We start from the raw sequence: 14,961 nt of genomic DNA on the forward strand, positions 1-14,961 counted from the left end.
CGAGGGGCTGTCGGCGGTCGGGTTCGACGCCGGCGAGATCGAGGCGATCATGGGCGGAAACTGGCTGCGCTTCTTCGAGCGCGGCTTCGGCCCCGAGGGCTGAGCGCCCGGCGCGCCGGCCTTCGCGCCGCGCCGGCCTCGGCGCGAGTGCCGGGGCGCGTTGCGAACAATTCGATTTGAAACGTGTCAACTGCGCCCAGCCCGCCGTTGCTTCGATTGACGAGTTGTTGCAACAATTCGGACAGAAATTCTCCGCACCGGTCCGTCAGACAGACTGCGTCAGATCCCCGTTTCCAGAGCAAGATGGAGCGTTCCTTGCCGCAACCTTGTCGTTTCAATGGTTTGATGGGCGCTGCTGCGGCCGCCATCCTGTTTCCCGCCGCCCTCGCCGCGCAAGGCATCGCCCCCCCCTCGCAGGCCGAGGTGGCGGCCCGGATGGAGGTCTTCACCTCGCCCGTCCCCGGCTCGATCGAGGCGCTCCAGCCCTGGCGGAACGCGCAGGAAGCCACCGCCCCCGACGGCACGACCTATCGGCTGACCTCGCTCAACCCCTACGTCAACGCGTGGTTCGTCCTCGACGTGGAGCCGCCCGGCGGCGGCCGCGCCTCCTACCACCTGGAGAACGCCGACCGCGAGATCTGGCAGGTCTCTCTGGCCGAAGAGGACGGCGCGCCCGTGCTGCGTGTCGCCGACGACACCGGCGACGTGATCCTCTGCGCCCCCTGGGAGGGCGACCTGGCCGAGGCGCGGGCGACCGATCTCCCTTACGCGCCCGTCTGCGACTGGAGCCTGTTCCTGCGCAATCCGGTGCGCGGGAACCGCACCACGCGCGAGGCCGTGTCGGACTTCCTGCGCGACAATGTTGTCTTCGGCGATTCGATCGTGAACCTGATCAAGGGCGCCTTCTACGAGGACGCCTTCATGGTCTCCTCCGAGGAACTCGTGGCGGAGGAGGAGGTCAGCGGCGTAGAGTTGCTGGGCGCGGCCCTTCTTGACCGCGCGCCGGCGATGCGGCCCGCGATGGGCTTCGATCTGATCGGCGCCGAGGCCGGGATGCAGGCCGGCGCGTGGTACGAGGTGGACGGCGCCCCCGGCATCTACGCCTCGGTGATGCAGCCGGGCATGATCGCCCAATCCGTCTTCGCGGTGCCGGGCGCGAACCGGCTCGACGGGGTGGAAAGCTCGGCCGACGTCTACCTTGTGGCCTTCGACATGTCGCAGTTCGACATCGGCTACGAACTGGGCACCGATCACCCCAGCCTCGGCTGGTCCTCGCGTCCCTCGAACCGGCATCGCGGGGCGGGACCCGACGGGTTTTCTCGGCCCGATCCGCTGGTGCTGAACGGCACGCTGTCCCCGTCGCTTGTGGAGGACGTCGCCGCCGCCTTCACCGGAGGCTTCAAGCGCGACCACGGCGCCTGGCGCTTCGGCGACTACGCGACCTTCAACTTCGGCCACCACTACGGTTTCGTGCAGCAGGGCGTCATGCTCTCGCGGCTCTGGCCGAACCTCGCCACGCTCTATCTCACGGCCGACGGCGAGGTGCGCATGGAAACCTGGAGCGAGGCGCACATGGACCTGCTCCCAGGCCTCGTCATGGCGCGTCAGAACGGCGTCGCCCTGCTCGAGGACGGCGTGCCGGCGGACCGGGTGACGTCATGGGGCGGGGGCAACTGGTCGGGCTCGGCGGAGGCCAACCTGCGCACGCTCCGCGCTGGCGCCTGCCTGCGCAGCGTGGCGGGTCGCCAGTTCCTGATCTACGCCTACTTCTCCAGCGGGACGCCCTCGGCCATGGCGCGCACCTTCCAGGCCTACCAGTGCGACTACGCCATGCTTCTGGACATGAACAGCCAGGAGCTGACCTACATGGCGCTCTACCAGCACGACGGCGACGAGATCGAGGCGCAGCACCTCATCTCGGGAATGGCCGCCGTCGACGTGCGCGGCAGCCGCGGCACCCGCATTCCGCGCTTCGTCAGCGCGCCCGACAATCGTGACTTCTTCTATCTTGTACGGAGGGACTGATGGGGATGGACCTGATGGGCTTGGGCAGGACGGCGCTTGCTGCCGGCTTGCTCGCGCTTGGCGCCGGAGGCGGCGCCGCGGCGCAGTCGCTTGCGCAGAACAACGAGATCATGTTCCGCCAGATGCAGGAGGTGCGCGGCGTCTCGGGCTCGGAGATCAGCCGCATCCGTCAGATCTTCGCGAATTCGCCCAACGGCTGGATGGGGCAGGGCAACCCCGCCGTCACGCGCCACCCCCTCAGCCCCGAGGAAGCCGCATCGCGGCTTGGCGGGTCGGTGTCGCAGGTGCAGGAAAGCTACCGCAACCGGCAGTACGAGCGCATCTGCGGCGAGCGCTACATGGTGCCGCTTTACGATCCCGCCACGCAAAGTCCGTCGGACGCGACCGTCTGCGCGGACATGTTCGAATGGCCCAACATCCCCATGGTCTATCCCGTGGTCTGGGTCCGCGCGAGCGAGGCTGCACAGCTTTGCGCGGCCGAGGGCAAGCGGATGGGCGATGCGCATGAATGGGAAGGCGCCGCGGCCGGACAGCTTCTGCCGCCCGACTATCCCTTCGACATGATCCGCGGCATGGGAGGCTCGGCCGCCGTCAGCACGATGCGGTCGTGGCACAACAACCGCTACGCCTCGACCGCGGGCACCTACTCGATCGGCTCATGGCGGGCCGGCGTCTGCGCCACGGGCAGCTTCAAGAACGGCTCGTGCAACGGCGGCAGCTTCACGGGCTGCGGCTCGAACACCTATCCGGCCGGCTCCTTCCCCGAATGCCGCAGCCCCCTGGGCGTCTACGACATCGACGGCAACGCGGCCGAGCACATGAACCTGCCGCTGTCGGAGGACCAGATGGCCAGCCGCGGCTCGAGCACGCTTGGCGTGACCGAGATGAAGGGCTCGTGGTTCATCTGGGACACGATCCGCGCGCACGAGCATTGGGCCCGCTGGCGCGCACCGTTCTGGCACGGCAGCCGCGTGATGTCGGAGGCGAGCCACCGCAACTACCATCTCGGCTTCCGCTGCTTCCGCGACATCTGAGCGGGACGGGAAAGACGGGGCACGGCGGCATCGCAAGGTGCCGCCGTGTCCGTTTGCCGAACGCGGAACGGCCCGCGCCTAAAGCGACGCGAGCTGGATCGTGGCCGAACTGAGCGGCCCGTCGTTGTTGAGAAGGCCCGCGTAGCCACCATCGGTCAGAAGGGCGCGCAGGTCGACCGCCCGGCCGTCGAGGTAGGCGGTGCGGCTGACCAGCCTGATCCCGTGGCTGTAATCGGCGTAGTATTCGCCATGCACCGTCGAGAGCGGCTGGATCGGGTCGCCATTGCCGCGATGCCAGCCATAGATCGCGACGCGGCCGCGATTGCTGCTGAGGCGGTTGGCGATCACGAGGTCCTTCTTGTGGCCCGCGACCAGAAGGCCCTGACGGCCGCCGGCATCCGCGAACTGCGCATCGAGCGTGGCGTCGTGGCGCAGGAAATAGTCGGTCGAGGACATCTGCGGGCCGGGCGACATGGGCCGCGGCGCCATGCGCAACTGGGCCTGCGCGTAGATCGCGTCCACCATGCGCGTGGTGGGCAGCATCATGTCGAAGGCGTCCGCGACACGCAGCGCGGCGGGCAGGCCAAGGGGCACCCGCACATGGTCGCGGTCCGAACCCACGGCAAGGTAGTCGGGCGTCACGCAGACCACGACCTCGGTCTGGCGTCCGCCCACGGTTCCGGTGAAGCGGACGGGCTGCAGGCCGCGCAGGTAGTCCGGCACGTTGCCGCGAAGCGCCTCGTTCACGATGGCGTTGTCGCGCCCCGAGCCCGAGCCGTTTCCGAGGCTCGCCATGACGGCAGAGCCGCCCGCGGCGCTTCCCGGACGGCGCGGGATCCCGCGGGCCATGCGGGCGGAACAGGGGTTGCGGCCCGCGCGCGGCTGGACGAGGCCACCGCGGTCGGGACCGGCCCCGAGGCGCGCAGGCGCAAGCGCCGCCTCCGGCGCTTCGGCGCGCGCGGCGTCCTGTCGGCGGGCAGCCATGGCCACGATGGTGCCGGGCCGGTTTGCCGGCCGGGGGCTGACGCTGACGAGGGCGGCGCTTGCAGCGGTCTCGGCCTCGGGCGTGGCGCGCGGACCGACACCGTCGGGACGGGCAAGCGGCGTGCGCAGATCGAAGGCGATCTCGGGCCCGGCGCGCCGGGCTGGGAGGGGGCCGGACGGCGGGGCGACCGCGATCTCGGCCGACGCATCCCGGCCAAGCGGCTGAGAGATGTGCGGCAGGGCCGCGAAGGTCACGCCGATGTCGTCGGGGCGTGCGGGCTGCCGCGACGACGGGCCCTGGTCGGGGAAGCGCGACAGGATGCCGAGGCCGGACGCCTGTTCCACGACGGGAAGGCGGCGCGCAGGCGCCTGCACGGCCTCGTCCGCGGTGGCGGTCCGGTACACGACGGCGGCTCCCGGCTTGCCGTGGATCGCCTCATAGACGTTGGACACGACGACGAAGCTCGCGAGGGCGGACACCACCGAAGACACGGCCACCGTGGCGATGACCGTATCGAGCGAGTAGAGGCGAGTGCCGGATCTGTCCCTGAGACGCGCCGCGAGAGGTGCGTAAATCGACCCTTTCATGACTGTCGGCGTTACGCATAAAATCTTAACTTCACAACAATCGCCCCGGCGATTTCGCGCGTCCCTCCGCCACTTGGCGGATTCCCGCCTGCCGATCGGGCTTGTCGCGCGCTTTCGCGCCGGAATCGCGTCCGAGGGAGGCGTCGCGGCGGCGGCCCGCGCTCAGATGCTGGTCTTCTTGAAGACCGGCTCGGGGATCGACTTGATCACCATCATGACGATTCGCCAGATCGGCCGGACATGGATGACGTTCCGGCCCGTCCTGACCGCCTTCAACACGGCCGCGCCGACCTCTTCGGGCTGGGCGGTCAGGCGTTCTGGCAGGTCCATGCCCTCGGTCATCGCCGTGGCGACGAAGCCGGGAAGGACCGTCACGACGTGCACGCCCTTCTTCGCCAGCCTGTTTCGCAGGCCCGACAGGAAGGCCGTGAACCCCGCCTTGGCAGAGCCGTAGACGTAGTTCGAGGAACGCCCCCGCTCGCCCGCGACCGACGAGATCCCGACGAGCGTGCCGGACCCGCGCGCCTCCATCGCGTTGGCGAGGTGCGCGAGGATCGCGGCCGGCCCCTCGAAGTTCGCGCGCATGACCATGGCGCCGGCCGTGGGGTCTGCCGCATTCTCCTGCTGCGTGCCCATCGCGCCGATGGCCGACACGGCGACGTGCGGCAGCTCGGGCAGGCCGGCGACGAAATCCCCGAGCGTCTCGAGGGCGAGCGCGTCGAATTCGTGCAGCGTGACCTCCACGCCGTGGCGCGTCGCAAGGTCGGCGCGGTCGTCCTCGAGCCGCGAGACGTTGCGCGCGGCGAGCATGATGTCGTGCCCCCCGGCCGCAAAGGCCCGCGCGATCGCGCGCGCCATGCCCGAGGCCGCGCCGAGGATGAGGACGGGTTTGTTCACAGGCCTAGCCTTTCGGATTGCAGGGAAACGAAGCGCTCCGACCAGCCCCGGTCGCGGCGCAGGTCGCGGAATTCCGCGAGGCGCGGATCGGCGGAGATTGCGGTCTCCGCGCTCATCCGGGCGTCCTTGGCGAGGTAGAAGCGCCCGCCGTGATCGAGCGCGATCGCGTCGAGGCGCTCCAGCAGGGCGCGGCTACGGTCGTTCGCGGGGAAGTCGAGGGCGAGCGTGTAGCCTTCCGACGGGAAGGAGAGGCGGCTTTCGTCCGCGCCGAAGCGTTTCAGGACGCTCAGGAAGCTGCTGAGGCCGGTGCGCGAGATGTCGTCGAGCATCCGCGTGAGCCCCGCGCGCGCGCCGTCGAGCGGCAGGACGCACTGGAACTGGTAGAAGCCCCGGCGCCCGTAGATGCGGTTCCAGTCGCCGATCGCGTCGAGGGGGTAGAAGTAGCTGTCCCAGTCCACGAGGGTTTCGCCCGCCTTGCGCCGGCCCATGCGATAGTAGAGTTCGTTGAACAGGTGCACGCTGTAGCGGTTCAGCGCGAAGCCGGGGAAGTCGATCGGCACCTTGAGGCCGCGCCGTCCCGGCACCTCGAACGGCTTGCGCCGCCGGTCGCGCGGCAACTCGTCGACGGTCGCGTGCCGCCCCAGCATGACGAGGCTGCGGCCAAGCCCCGGGGGACGGCTGGTGCAGTCGATCCATGCCACGGAATAGAGCGCGTCGAGCCGCTCCTCGAAGGTGTCGATCGCGGCCTCGAGCGTGGGGGCGGGGATCGTCTCCTGCATGATCCACGCGCTTTCGACGGGCCTGAGCCGGATCTCGGCGCGCAGGATGACGCCCGACAGGCCCATCGCGCCGCAGACGGCCTCGAAGTCCTGCGCGTTGTCCCCGCGCGAGATGCGCCGCACCTCGCCATCCGCGCCCATCGCGTCGATCCAGTTCACGCAGGTGCGGAAGCTGCCGTCCCGGTGGTGGTTCTTGCCGTGGACGTCCGCGGCGATCGCGCCGCCGAGGCTGACGAACTTCGTGCCCGGCGTCACCAGCGGGAACCATCCGCGCGGCAGGAAGGTGTCTATGATGTCGGCCAGAAGAACGCCCGCCTCGGCCACCAGCGTGCCGCTGTCGGCGTCGAAGGACAGGAACCTGTCCATCCCCCTCATCGAGAGGGTCAGGCCGGGGCTCATGGCGGGGTCGCCGTAGGAGCGGCCGTTGCCGCGCGCGATCAGCGGCCCCTCGGCGACGGCGCGCGCGACATCGGCCTGGTTGCGCGCGGTGCGCTGGCGGCACTCGGCCACCGGCGTCCGCCCCCATCCCGAAAGCCGCGTCATGCCGCACCCCCCTCAGCCTTGCGTGCCGCGCGGAAGACGAACCGCCTGTCCAGCGCGTATTTCGTGACATATCCCACCGTCAGGCCCAGCACCGCGCCGGTCTCGCGCGCGAGGTCCGTCTGCCAGACCAGCCAGAACGCCGTCTCGGTGACCCAGAAGATGGCCGTCGTGGCGACGCCCATCAGCGAATAGAGCAGGAACTGCACGCCTTGCGCCCGCGCGCCGCGCGTCGCGTCGAAGAAGATCCAGCGCTTGTCGAGCAAGTACTTGACCACGAGGCCCACCAGCGTGCCCGCCGCCATGGCCGCGACCAGACGCCTGCCGCCGATCTCGCCCGCGCCCGCCAGCACCAGCCGTTGCGTCGCGAGGTTGGCGAGCACGGCCAGCACGGCAAAGCCCGTGTAGCGCAGTATGAGGGTGCTTCGCCTCACCACAGCACCGCGATGGCCATGAGCGCCGCGATCGCCGCGACGGTCAGCCTGCTTACGCCGTCGGTGAAGGACCAGATGAGCGGATCGTCGTCCATCTCGCCCCGGTTGGCGACGAGAACGAGGCGGCTGATCCAGAAGATCAGCAGCGCGCAGACCCCCCAGAACATGCGGTGCGCGCCGAAGCGTTCCTGCACATAGGGTTCGTCGATGTAGAGCGCGAGGACCAGAACGCCGATATAGCCCGCCGAGATCGCCATCTGGCTGAGGATGCGCCTGTCGTCGACGGTGTAGCCGCGCCGGCTGATCGTGCGTCCGGCCGCGTCCGCGTCCGACAGCTCGCCCAGCCGCTTGGCGGCCGCGAGCGAGAAGAAGACGAACATCGAGAACGCCAGAAGCCAGACCGAAAGGCTGACGCCGATGGCCACGCCGCCAGCCACGATGCGGATCGTGTAGAGCGCGGCAAGCGTGCAGATGTCGATGACCGCGTGACGCTTCAGGCTGAGCGAATAGGACATCGTCAGCAGGAAATAGGCGACGACGACGGCCACAAGCTTGAGCGAGATCATCGCCGCCACGCCGAGCGAGAGGATCAGGAGCGCGGGCGCGAGCCATGTGCCCGTCGCCGCCGACAGCGCGCCGGAGGCGAAGGGGCGGTTGCGCTTGCGCGGGTGGCTGCGGTCGTCGGCGAGATCGAGCAGGTCGTTGATGACATAGCCCGCAGAGGCCGCGAAGCTCATCGCGAAGAACGCGGCCAGGACCCAGGTGAACAGCCATCCGCCATGGCTGGGATCGGCCAGTATGGGCACGAAGACCAGCAGGTTCTTCAGCCATTGATGCGGGCGGAGGGTGCGCACGAGCGCGCGCAGATCGCCCCCCTCGGACGTTATGCGCTCGGCCGGCCGGCCCCGCGCGTCCACGGCGCCCCTGAGGCCCGACGCCCCTTCGATGGCGATCGCCTCGTCCGCCTGCGCCCAGACGGGAAGGTCGGCCGTGCTGTCCCCGATATAGGCGAAGCCGCCTGCGCCGTATTCCGAGACGAGGAGATCGGCCTTCGCCCGACCCTTGAGGTTGCGTTCCGGCGTCGAGCCGTGGACCGCGTCGAAGATCCCCAGATGCGCTGCGACCGAGGCCGCGACGCGGGCGTCGGACGCCGTCACCAGCGCGACGCGCCCGCCCGCCGCGCGCCAGGCCTCGATGCGGGCAAGGACGCGCGCGTCGTAGGGCAGCGAGGCGGGGTCCACGGTCACGCGGTCCGCAAGGGCCGCCTTCAGCGCCGCGGGGCCTCGCGACAGGGCGCGAAGGGCATCGCTCAGCGCGAGATTGCGGGCCGACAGGGCCCCCCAGAGCGTCTCGTGCAGCATGTCCGTCCGCACCAGCGTCCCGTCGAGGTCCACGGCAAGCACGCGCCCCGCTTCGGGCGCGGCGCCCGCGTGGCTGCAGTCATCGTCGGCGATGGGCAGAACGGGGGGCATTCGAAGTTCGACCTGGCTGGGTTTTCATGGGCATTTCAACGCCGCCCGAGACTGCAATCTCACACGGCCGAAGGCCAGTCCTTTCTGAGCTTCGGCGGTCTCGACATGGGCATGGGGCGCGGCTATCGTCCGGTAATGTGCCGTTTTTTTGACGAGGAAACCGAAGTGTCTCGAAGCGGACGCATCCTGCCCCTGATGGTATCGGCGGTTCTGATCCTGTCGGTGCCGGCCCTCGTGCCCATGTCGGCCCGCGCGCAGGAGCCCGTGGCGGGCGCGGAGGACCTCGACCGGCTGCGGCTGGACGAGGCCGAGGCGCGCCGCGTCGCGCAGGCGGCCTGGCAGGCGGCCGATGCCGCGGACGCGGCGCGACAAACAGCGGAAGCCGAGGCGGCGCGGCTGGCGGCGGAGGCCGAGACCGCTCGGCAGGCCGCCCACGAGGCCATCGCCGCGCTCTCGGCCGCGATCGCCGCGCGCCAGGCGGCCGAGGAGAACGGCGGGATGGCTGCGCTGGCAGTGGCGCAGGCCGAAGACGCGGCCGAGCCGCCGTCGCCGAACGCCGAGGAGGCCGAACGGGTCGCGGCGGAGGAGGAAGCCGCGCGGCTGACGGCAGAGGAAGCCGAGCGGCTTGCGGCGGAGGAGGAAGCTGCGCGGTTGGCGGCAGAGGAAGCGGCACGGGTTGCGGCGGAGGAGGAAGCTGCACGGCTGGCGGCCGAGGAAGCCGCACGGGTTGCGGCGGAGGAGGAGGCTGCGCGGCTGGCGGCAGAGGAAGCCGCACGGGTTGCGGCCCAGGAAGCGGCGCGAGTTGCAGCCGAGGAAGCGGCGCGGGTTGCGGAGGAGGAAGCTGCACGGCTGGCGGCCGAGGAAGCCGCACGGGTTGCGGCGGAGGAAGCGGCGCGAGTTGCGGCAGAGGAAGCCGCACGGGTTGCGGCGGAGGAGGAAGCTGCACGGCTGGCAGCCGAGGAAGCCGCACGGGTTGCGGCGGAGGAGGAAGCGGCGCGGTTGGCGGCAGAGGAAGCCCGCCTTGCCGCCGAGGCCGCGTTGGAGCGGTGCGTGGCCATCGCGGGCGCGCCCACGGCCGAGGTCCCCATATCGGAGGAGGCGCAGCGCGCCGCGTTCCGCGCGCTTGCCGAGGCGCGCGACGACTGCACGGCCGCCGAGCGCGACCTGCCCGACGCGGGGGCCGCGCTCTATCACGTGGCGACCATTGCGCAGGCCACGGGCGAGCATCGGCAGGCCATCAGGCTCTACGAGCGCGCGGCCGCGGCCGGTGTGGCGCCGGCCCTCACGCGGCTGGGCGATTACTACAATTTCGGCATTCGCCCTGTCCGCGAGGACGTGGGCCGCGCGGTCGAGCTTTACGAGGAGGCCGTGCTGGCGGGCGATCCCGCCGCCGCCGCGACGCTCGGCATGATGCACCGCCTCGGCCGCGGCGTTCCGCGCGACCCCGGGCGGATGATCTCGCTGATGCGGCAGGCTGCCGACGAAGGCTACCATTTCGCGCAATACCGGCTGGCGCAGACCTACCTGAGCGGCGAGGGGGTCGCGGACGACGCGCTCGGCGACCTGGGGCTGCCCGACGCGCGCGCCGCCGTCCCGCTTCTTGCGGGCGCGGCGCGGGCGGGCAACACCGAGGCCGCGATGGAGCTGGCCGAACTCTATGCCGAGGGCGCGCCCGGCCTGCCGCCCAACGCGGCGGCGCGGTATCGCTGGGTGGACTTCCTCGCGACGCGGGGCGACGCGCGGGCTCTCGCGCTCAAGGCGTTCCTGATCGAGCAGGGCATCGGCACGGCCCGCGACCCCCAGCGCGCGGCGGAGACCTACGTGCGCGCCCTGGAGACGGGCGAGGTCGATCCAACCGCCATGCGCGGCACCTTGAACGGCGCGGTGCCGCGCTGGGACCCGGAGACGGCGCTCGCCTTCCAGCGCATCCTGCAGGAGCGGGGACTGTACCAGGGGGCGCTCGACGCGCAGGTCGGCCCGATGACCCTCGGCGCCGCGCAGCGTCTGGCGGAGTGAGGCGCCCGCCTCAGCCCGCGTCCCTGTCCATGGCGTGATATTCCGCGTTCGGCATCATGTCGGACGCGATCGCGAAGCGGTTGGACATGTTGAAGAAGCCGATCACGTCGGCGAGGTCGAAGATCTCGTCCTGTCCGAGCCCTGCGGCCCTGAGCGCCTCGCGGTCGGCCTCGACGATCTCGGCGGGCGCGGTCGTCAGCTTCCACGCGAAGTCGAGCATCGCACGTTGCCGCTCCGAAAGGTCGGCCACGCGGTAGTTCATCACCAGCATCTCGCCCAGTTGCGGATCCCCCGACAGCCGCCGCACCGCCTGCCCATGCGCCACGAGGCAGTAGAAGCAGCGGTTGGCCGAGGACACCACGACGGCCACCATCTCGCGCTCGAGCTTCGACAGGCGCGAAGGCGCCAGCATCAGCGTGTTGTAGTATTGCGAGAAGGCGCGCAGCTTGTCCTGGTTGAACGAGAAGGTGCGCAGGACGTGGGGAACCATGCCAAGCTTCTCGACGCAGATCTCGAAGTAGGCCCGTGTCTCGTCGTCGAGGTCGGCCGGGTCGGGCAGGTCGTAGATCGAGACGTGTTCGGGCTGTGGCATGTCGCATCCTCCGCTTTCGGGCGGCAGCGTGGCGGCGCGCGCGCCGGGGCGCAAGGCCCCTTGCGGCGCGCGCGCCCCTCACTGCGCGGCCTTCAGGGTCGGGCCGGGCGTCCGCCCCGACAGCGCGGTCCACGCGTCGTATTGCGACAGGAAGACCTGGCCCGTCAGCTCGTCGAGGAAATGCGAGCGCTTGAGCCGGTCGGTCACGGGCCCCTTCACCTCGGAGAGGTGCAGCTTGACGCCCATGGAGCGCAGCCGTTCGTTCACCGCCTCGAGGCTTTCGAGTGCGGAGGTGTCGATCTCGTTGACCGCCGAGCACATCAGGACGACGTGTTTCACCGGGCTGTCGGCGGTCACGCGGTCCTGCACGAGGTCCTCCAGGAAGCGGGCGTTGGCGAAGTAGAGCGACTCGTCGATGCGCAGCGTCACCACGGCGGGGTCCGTCCTGACGTCGTGGCGCAGGATGTTGCGGAAGTGCTGGGTTCCGGGCACGAGGCCGACCTCGGCGACGTGCGGCCGCGACGTCTTGTAGAGGTGGAGCGCGATCGACAGAAGCACGCCCGCCGACACGCCCACCTCGACGCCCGCGCCGAGCGTCAGGAGGATCGTCGCCGCCACCGCCACGAAGTCGGCCCGCGCGTAGGTCCATGTCTTCCGCAGGATCGAGAAGTCCACGAGGCTGAGGACGGCCACGATGATGGTCGCGGCAAGCGTCGCCTTGGGCAGGAAGAAGATCAGCGGGGTGAGGGCCAGCGCCGCGATGGCGAGGCCGACGGCGGTATAGGCGCCGGCCGCCGGCGTCTCGGCGCCCGCGTCGAAGTTCACGACCGAGCGCGCGAAGCCGCCGGTCACCGGGTAGCCGCCGGTGAAGCCCGCGCCGATGTTGGCCGCGCCGAGGCCGATCAGTTCCTGGTCGGGATCGATGCGCTGGCGCTTCTTGGCCGCCAGCGTCTGCGCGACAGAGATCGACTCGACGAACCCGATGACCGAGATCAGGAGCGCGGGCACGAACAGCGCCGACACCAGGTCGAGCGACATGTCCGGCATCGTGAGCGGCGGCAGCGACTGCGGCACCTCGCCCACGATCGCGACGCCCGCGCCGTCGGCGAGGCCGAAGGCCCAGACGGCGAGGGTGGTCACGACCACGGCTGCGACCGGGCCTGCCTTCTGGGTGATGTCGGCGAGGCGCGCGCCGAGCCCGAGGCCGAGCAGGGCCTTCTTCAGCCCCTTGCGCACCCAGAACAGGAACGCCGTCGCGGCGACGCCGATGACGAGCGTGACGGGGTTGGTGTCGGGCAGGTGCGCCACCAGCGACGCGACGATCTCGATCAGCGTGTGTCCCTCGGCCTGGATGCCGAGGATGTGCTTCAGCTGGCTCGCGGCGATCAGGACGCCGGAGGCCGTGATGAAGCCCGCGATGACCGGGTGCGAGAGGAAGTTCGCCACGAAGCCCAGCCGGAAGAGCCCCATCGCCAGGAGGATGCCGCCCGACAGGACGGCGAGCGTCAGGGCCGCGACGGCATAGCCCGCGGTGCCCTGGTCCGCGACCTGTCCCACCGCCGCCGCAGTCATCAGCGAGACGACGGCCACGGGGCCCACCGCCAGCGCGCGAGACGTCCCGAAGATGGCATAGAGCATGATCGGCGCGATGGAGGCATAGAGCCCGGCCTCGGGCGGAAGGCCCGCGAGCAGCGCGTAGGCCAGCGACTGCGGGATCAGCATGATCGTGACGATCACCGCGGCGATCAGGTCGTTCTGGAGCGCGTCGCGGGTGTAGGCGGGACCCCATTCGAGGACAGGGACGTAGGCGCGGAGTTTCTCGATCATGGCCTTGTCTTTCTCGTGTTGGGGCGGCCCGGTCGCGGGCCGCCCGTCATCCCGTTCAGCGGACGGTGACCTTCTCGGGTTTCACCATCCACTCCTTCCCGCGCAGCATCGCCTTCCAGTAGAAGGGCGGCAGGATCTGTTCCTTGAGGAACCACGCGGCGCGCGTCGGCTTCGTTCCGTCGATCATCCATTTCGGGAAGGACGGCAGCAGCGTTCCGCCATAGCCGAACTCGGCCAGCACGATCGTGCCCTTCTCAACCGTCAGCGGGCAGGAGCCGTAGCCGTTGTAGATCGCCGTGGGCGAGCGTCCGTCGATGTCGTCGGCCACGTTCTCGGCCACGATGGGCGCCTGCATCCGTGCGGCGGCCGCCGTCTTGGCGTTGGGGGCGTTCATCGCGTCGCCGAGCGACCAGATGTTCTCCCATGTCGCGTGGCGCAGCGTCGCCGGATCGACGTCGACCCATCCGGCGGCGTCGGCGAGCGGCGAGACGCGGACGAAGTCGGGCGCCGTCTGCGGCGGCACGACGTGGAGCATGTCGAACTCGACTTCCACTGTTCGCGGCGCCGTCTCGGGCGCCTTCACCTCTAACCAGGCCTTCTTCGCCGGGCCGTCGACGGCCACGAGGTTGTGGAAGAAATTCAACTCGGCGCGGTAGCGGTTCATGTAGCCCTGCAGGGCCGGCACGTAGTCCTTCACGCCGAAGAGCGCCCCACCCGCATTCATGAAATCGATCCGGATGTCGTCGAGCACGCCCTGGCGGTACCAGTGATCGCCCGACAGGTAGAGCGCCTTCTGCGGCGCGCCGGCGCACTTGATCGGCATGGGGGGCTGGGTGAAGATCGCGCGCCCCTTCTTGAGGCCGCGCACCAGCTCCCAGGTGTAGGGGGCGAGGTCGTAGCGGTAGTTGGAGGTCACGCCGTTCTGGCCGAGCGTGTCCACCAGCCCCTCGATCCGGTGCCAGTCGAGCTTCAGGCCCGGCGCCACGATGAGGCGCTTGTATTTCACCACCCTGCAGCCATCGAGGATGACGGCGTTGTCCTTCGGCTCGAAGGCCGCGACAGCGGACTTGATCCAGTGCATGCCACGGGGGATCAGGCTTCCCATCGTGCGCGCAGTCGAGGCCGCCTCGAAGATGCCGCCGCCCACCATGGTCCAGCCGGGCTGGTAGTAGTGGATGTCGGCGGGGTCGATGATCGCCATCTCGAGGCCGGGCTTGCGGTGGCGCAGCGATGCGGCGACGGCGATGCCGGCCGCCCCGCCGCCCACGATCACGACGTCGAAGCTTGCGTCGGCGCGGTCGGTCGGGGTCTTGCCGCCATTTGCGATGCGTCGCACGACGCCGCCCATGTCGTAGCCCGCCGCTTGCGTGGCGGCGAGGATGTCGGCCACGGGCTTGTCCTTCGCGACGGCGAGCGACCACAGCGTGGCCGAGCGCGTTCCGGTGCGGCAATAGGCGAGGACGGGGCCGGGAAGTTCGGTCAGGAGCCGGCCGAACGCCTCGGCGTCCTCGTCCCCGACCTTGCCCGCGGTGATCGGAAGATAGCGCGCCTCGAGCCCGATGCGGGCGGCGGCGGCTTCGATCTCGTCGAAGTTGGGCTGGTCCATGCCTTCGCCGTCGGGGCGGTTGCAGATGATGGCGCGAAACCCTCGGTCTGCGGCGATCTGCACGTCCTGCGGCGTGATCTGGGGTGCGACCGACAGGCCGGCCGTGATCGTTCTGGCGTCCATGACGGAGCCTCCTCCAATGAAAACCCGTGCGCGGGGGGGGGGGG

The 14,961-nt window shown here is 70.2% G+C and carries 11 protein-coding genes; 3 read left to right on the forward strand and 8 right to left on the reverse strand.

Going from position 1 to position 14,961, the window contains the following annotated elements; all coding sequences use genetic code 11:
* Positions 1-345: 345 nt before the first annotated feature.
* Together P6F26_RS19085 and P6F26_RS19090 are read left to right on the forward strand one after the other, a co-directional pair.
* A complete protein-coding gene (locus P6F26_RS19085; RefSeq protein WP_278030295.1) occupies positions 346-2,025 on the forward strand; it encodes a hypothetical protein in 1,680 nt (559 codons plus the stop codon).
* The gene (locus P6F26_RS19090; protein WP_278030296.1) at positions 2,025-3,059 is read left to right on the forward strand and encodes an SUMF1/EgtB/PvdO family nonheme iron enzyme; all 1,035 of its coding nucleotides are present in this window, start codon (positions 2,025-2,027) and stop codon (positions 3,057-3,059) included. The genes P6F26_RS19085 and P6F26_RS19090 overlap by 1 nt, the downstream gene beginning before the upstream one ends.
* A gap of 78 nt (positions 3,060-3,137) precedes the next feature.
* On the opposite strand, the gene P6F26_RS19095 is transcribed toward P6F26_RS19090, so the two are convergent.
* The 5 genes from P6F26_RS19095 to P6F26_RS19115 form a co-directional block, all read right to left on the reverse strand.
* Positions 3,138-4,631 (reverse strand): hypothetical protein, encoded by a 1,494-nt coding sequence (locus P6F26_RS19095; protein WP_278030297.1) that lies wholly within the window; start codon positions 4,629-4,631, stop codon positions 3,138-3,140.
* A gap of 162 nt (positions 4,632-4,793) precedes the next feature.
* The gene (locus P6F26_RS19100) at positions 4,794-5,528 is read right to left on the reverse strand and encodes an SDR family oxidoreductase (RefSeq protein WP_278030298.1); all 735 of its coding nucleotides are present in this window, start codon (positions 5,526-5,528) and stop codon (positions 4,794-4,796) included.
* A complete protein-coding gene (locus tag P6F26_RS19105) occupies positions 5,525-6,850 on the reverse strand; it encodes an FAD-binding oxidoreductase (RefSeq protein WP_278030299.1) in 1,326 nt (441 codons plus the stop codon). The genes P6F26_RS19100 and P6F26_RS19105 overlap by 4 nt, the downstream gene beginning before the upstream one ends.
* Entirely contained in the window at positions 6,847-7,281 is a 435-nt protein-coding gene (locus tag P6F26_RS19110; protein ID WP_278030300.1) for a GtrA family protein, read from the reverse strand. Before P6F26_RS19110 ends, P6F26_RS19105 begins: the two co-directional genes overlap by 4 nt.
* Positions 7,278-8,753, reverse strand: a complete 1,476-nt coding sequence (locus P6F26_RS19115) for a UbiA family prenyltransferase (RefSeq protein ID WP_278030301.1) — start codon at positions 8,751-8,753, stop codon at positions 7,278-7,280. Before P6F26_RS19115 ends, P6F26_RS19110 begins: the two co-directional genes overlap by 4 nt.
* 165 nt (positions 8,754-8,918) lie before the next feature.
* Between P6F26_RS19115 and P6F26_RS19120 the strand changes: the two genes are divergently transcribed.
* Entirely contained in the window at positions 8,919-10,769 is a 1,851-nt protein-coding gene (locus P6F26_RS19120) for a tetratricopeptide repeat protein (RefSeq protein WP_278030302.1), read from the forward strand.
* A 10-nt stretch (positions 10,770-10,779) separates the two neighbouring features.
* Here the strand turns inward: P6F26_RS19120 and P6F26_RS19125 are convergent, their stop codons facing one another.
* From P6F26_RS19125 to P6F26_RS19135, 3 genes are all read right to left on the reverse strand, one after another.
* The gene (locus tag P6F26_RS19125; protein WP_278030303.1) at positions 10,780-11,361 is read right to left on the reverse strand and encodes a peroxidase-related enzyme; all 582 of its coding nucleotides are present in this window, start codon (positions 11,359-11,361) and stop codon (positions 10,780-10,782) included.
* A gap of 78 nt (positions 11,362-11,439) precedes the next feature.
* Positions 11,440-13,188: a SulP family inorganic anion transporter gene (locus P6F26_RS19130; RefSeq protein ID WP_278030304.1), complete on the reverse strand. Its 1,749-nt coding sequence runs from the start codon at positions 13,186-13,188 to the stop codon at positions 11,440-11,442.
* Between the two features lie 55 nt (positions 13,189-13,243).
* Positions 13,244-14,917 carry a bifunctional protein tyrosine phosphatase family protein/NAD(P)/FAD-dependent oxidoreductase gene (locus P6F26_RS19135; RefSeq protein WP_278030305.1) on the reverse strand — a complete coding sequence of 558 codons (1,674 nt, stop codon included), beginning with the start codon at positions 14,915-14,917 and terminating at the stop codon, positions 13,244-13,246.
* Positions 14,918-14,961 lie beyond the last annotated feature (44 nt).

It is taken from the genome of Roseicyclus salinarum (genome assembly GCF_029624655.1).
GTDB classification, from domain to species: domain Bacteria; phylum Pseudomonadota; class Alphaproteobacteria; order Rhodobacterales; family Rhodobacteraceae; genus Roseibacterium; species Roseibacterium salinarum.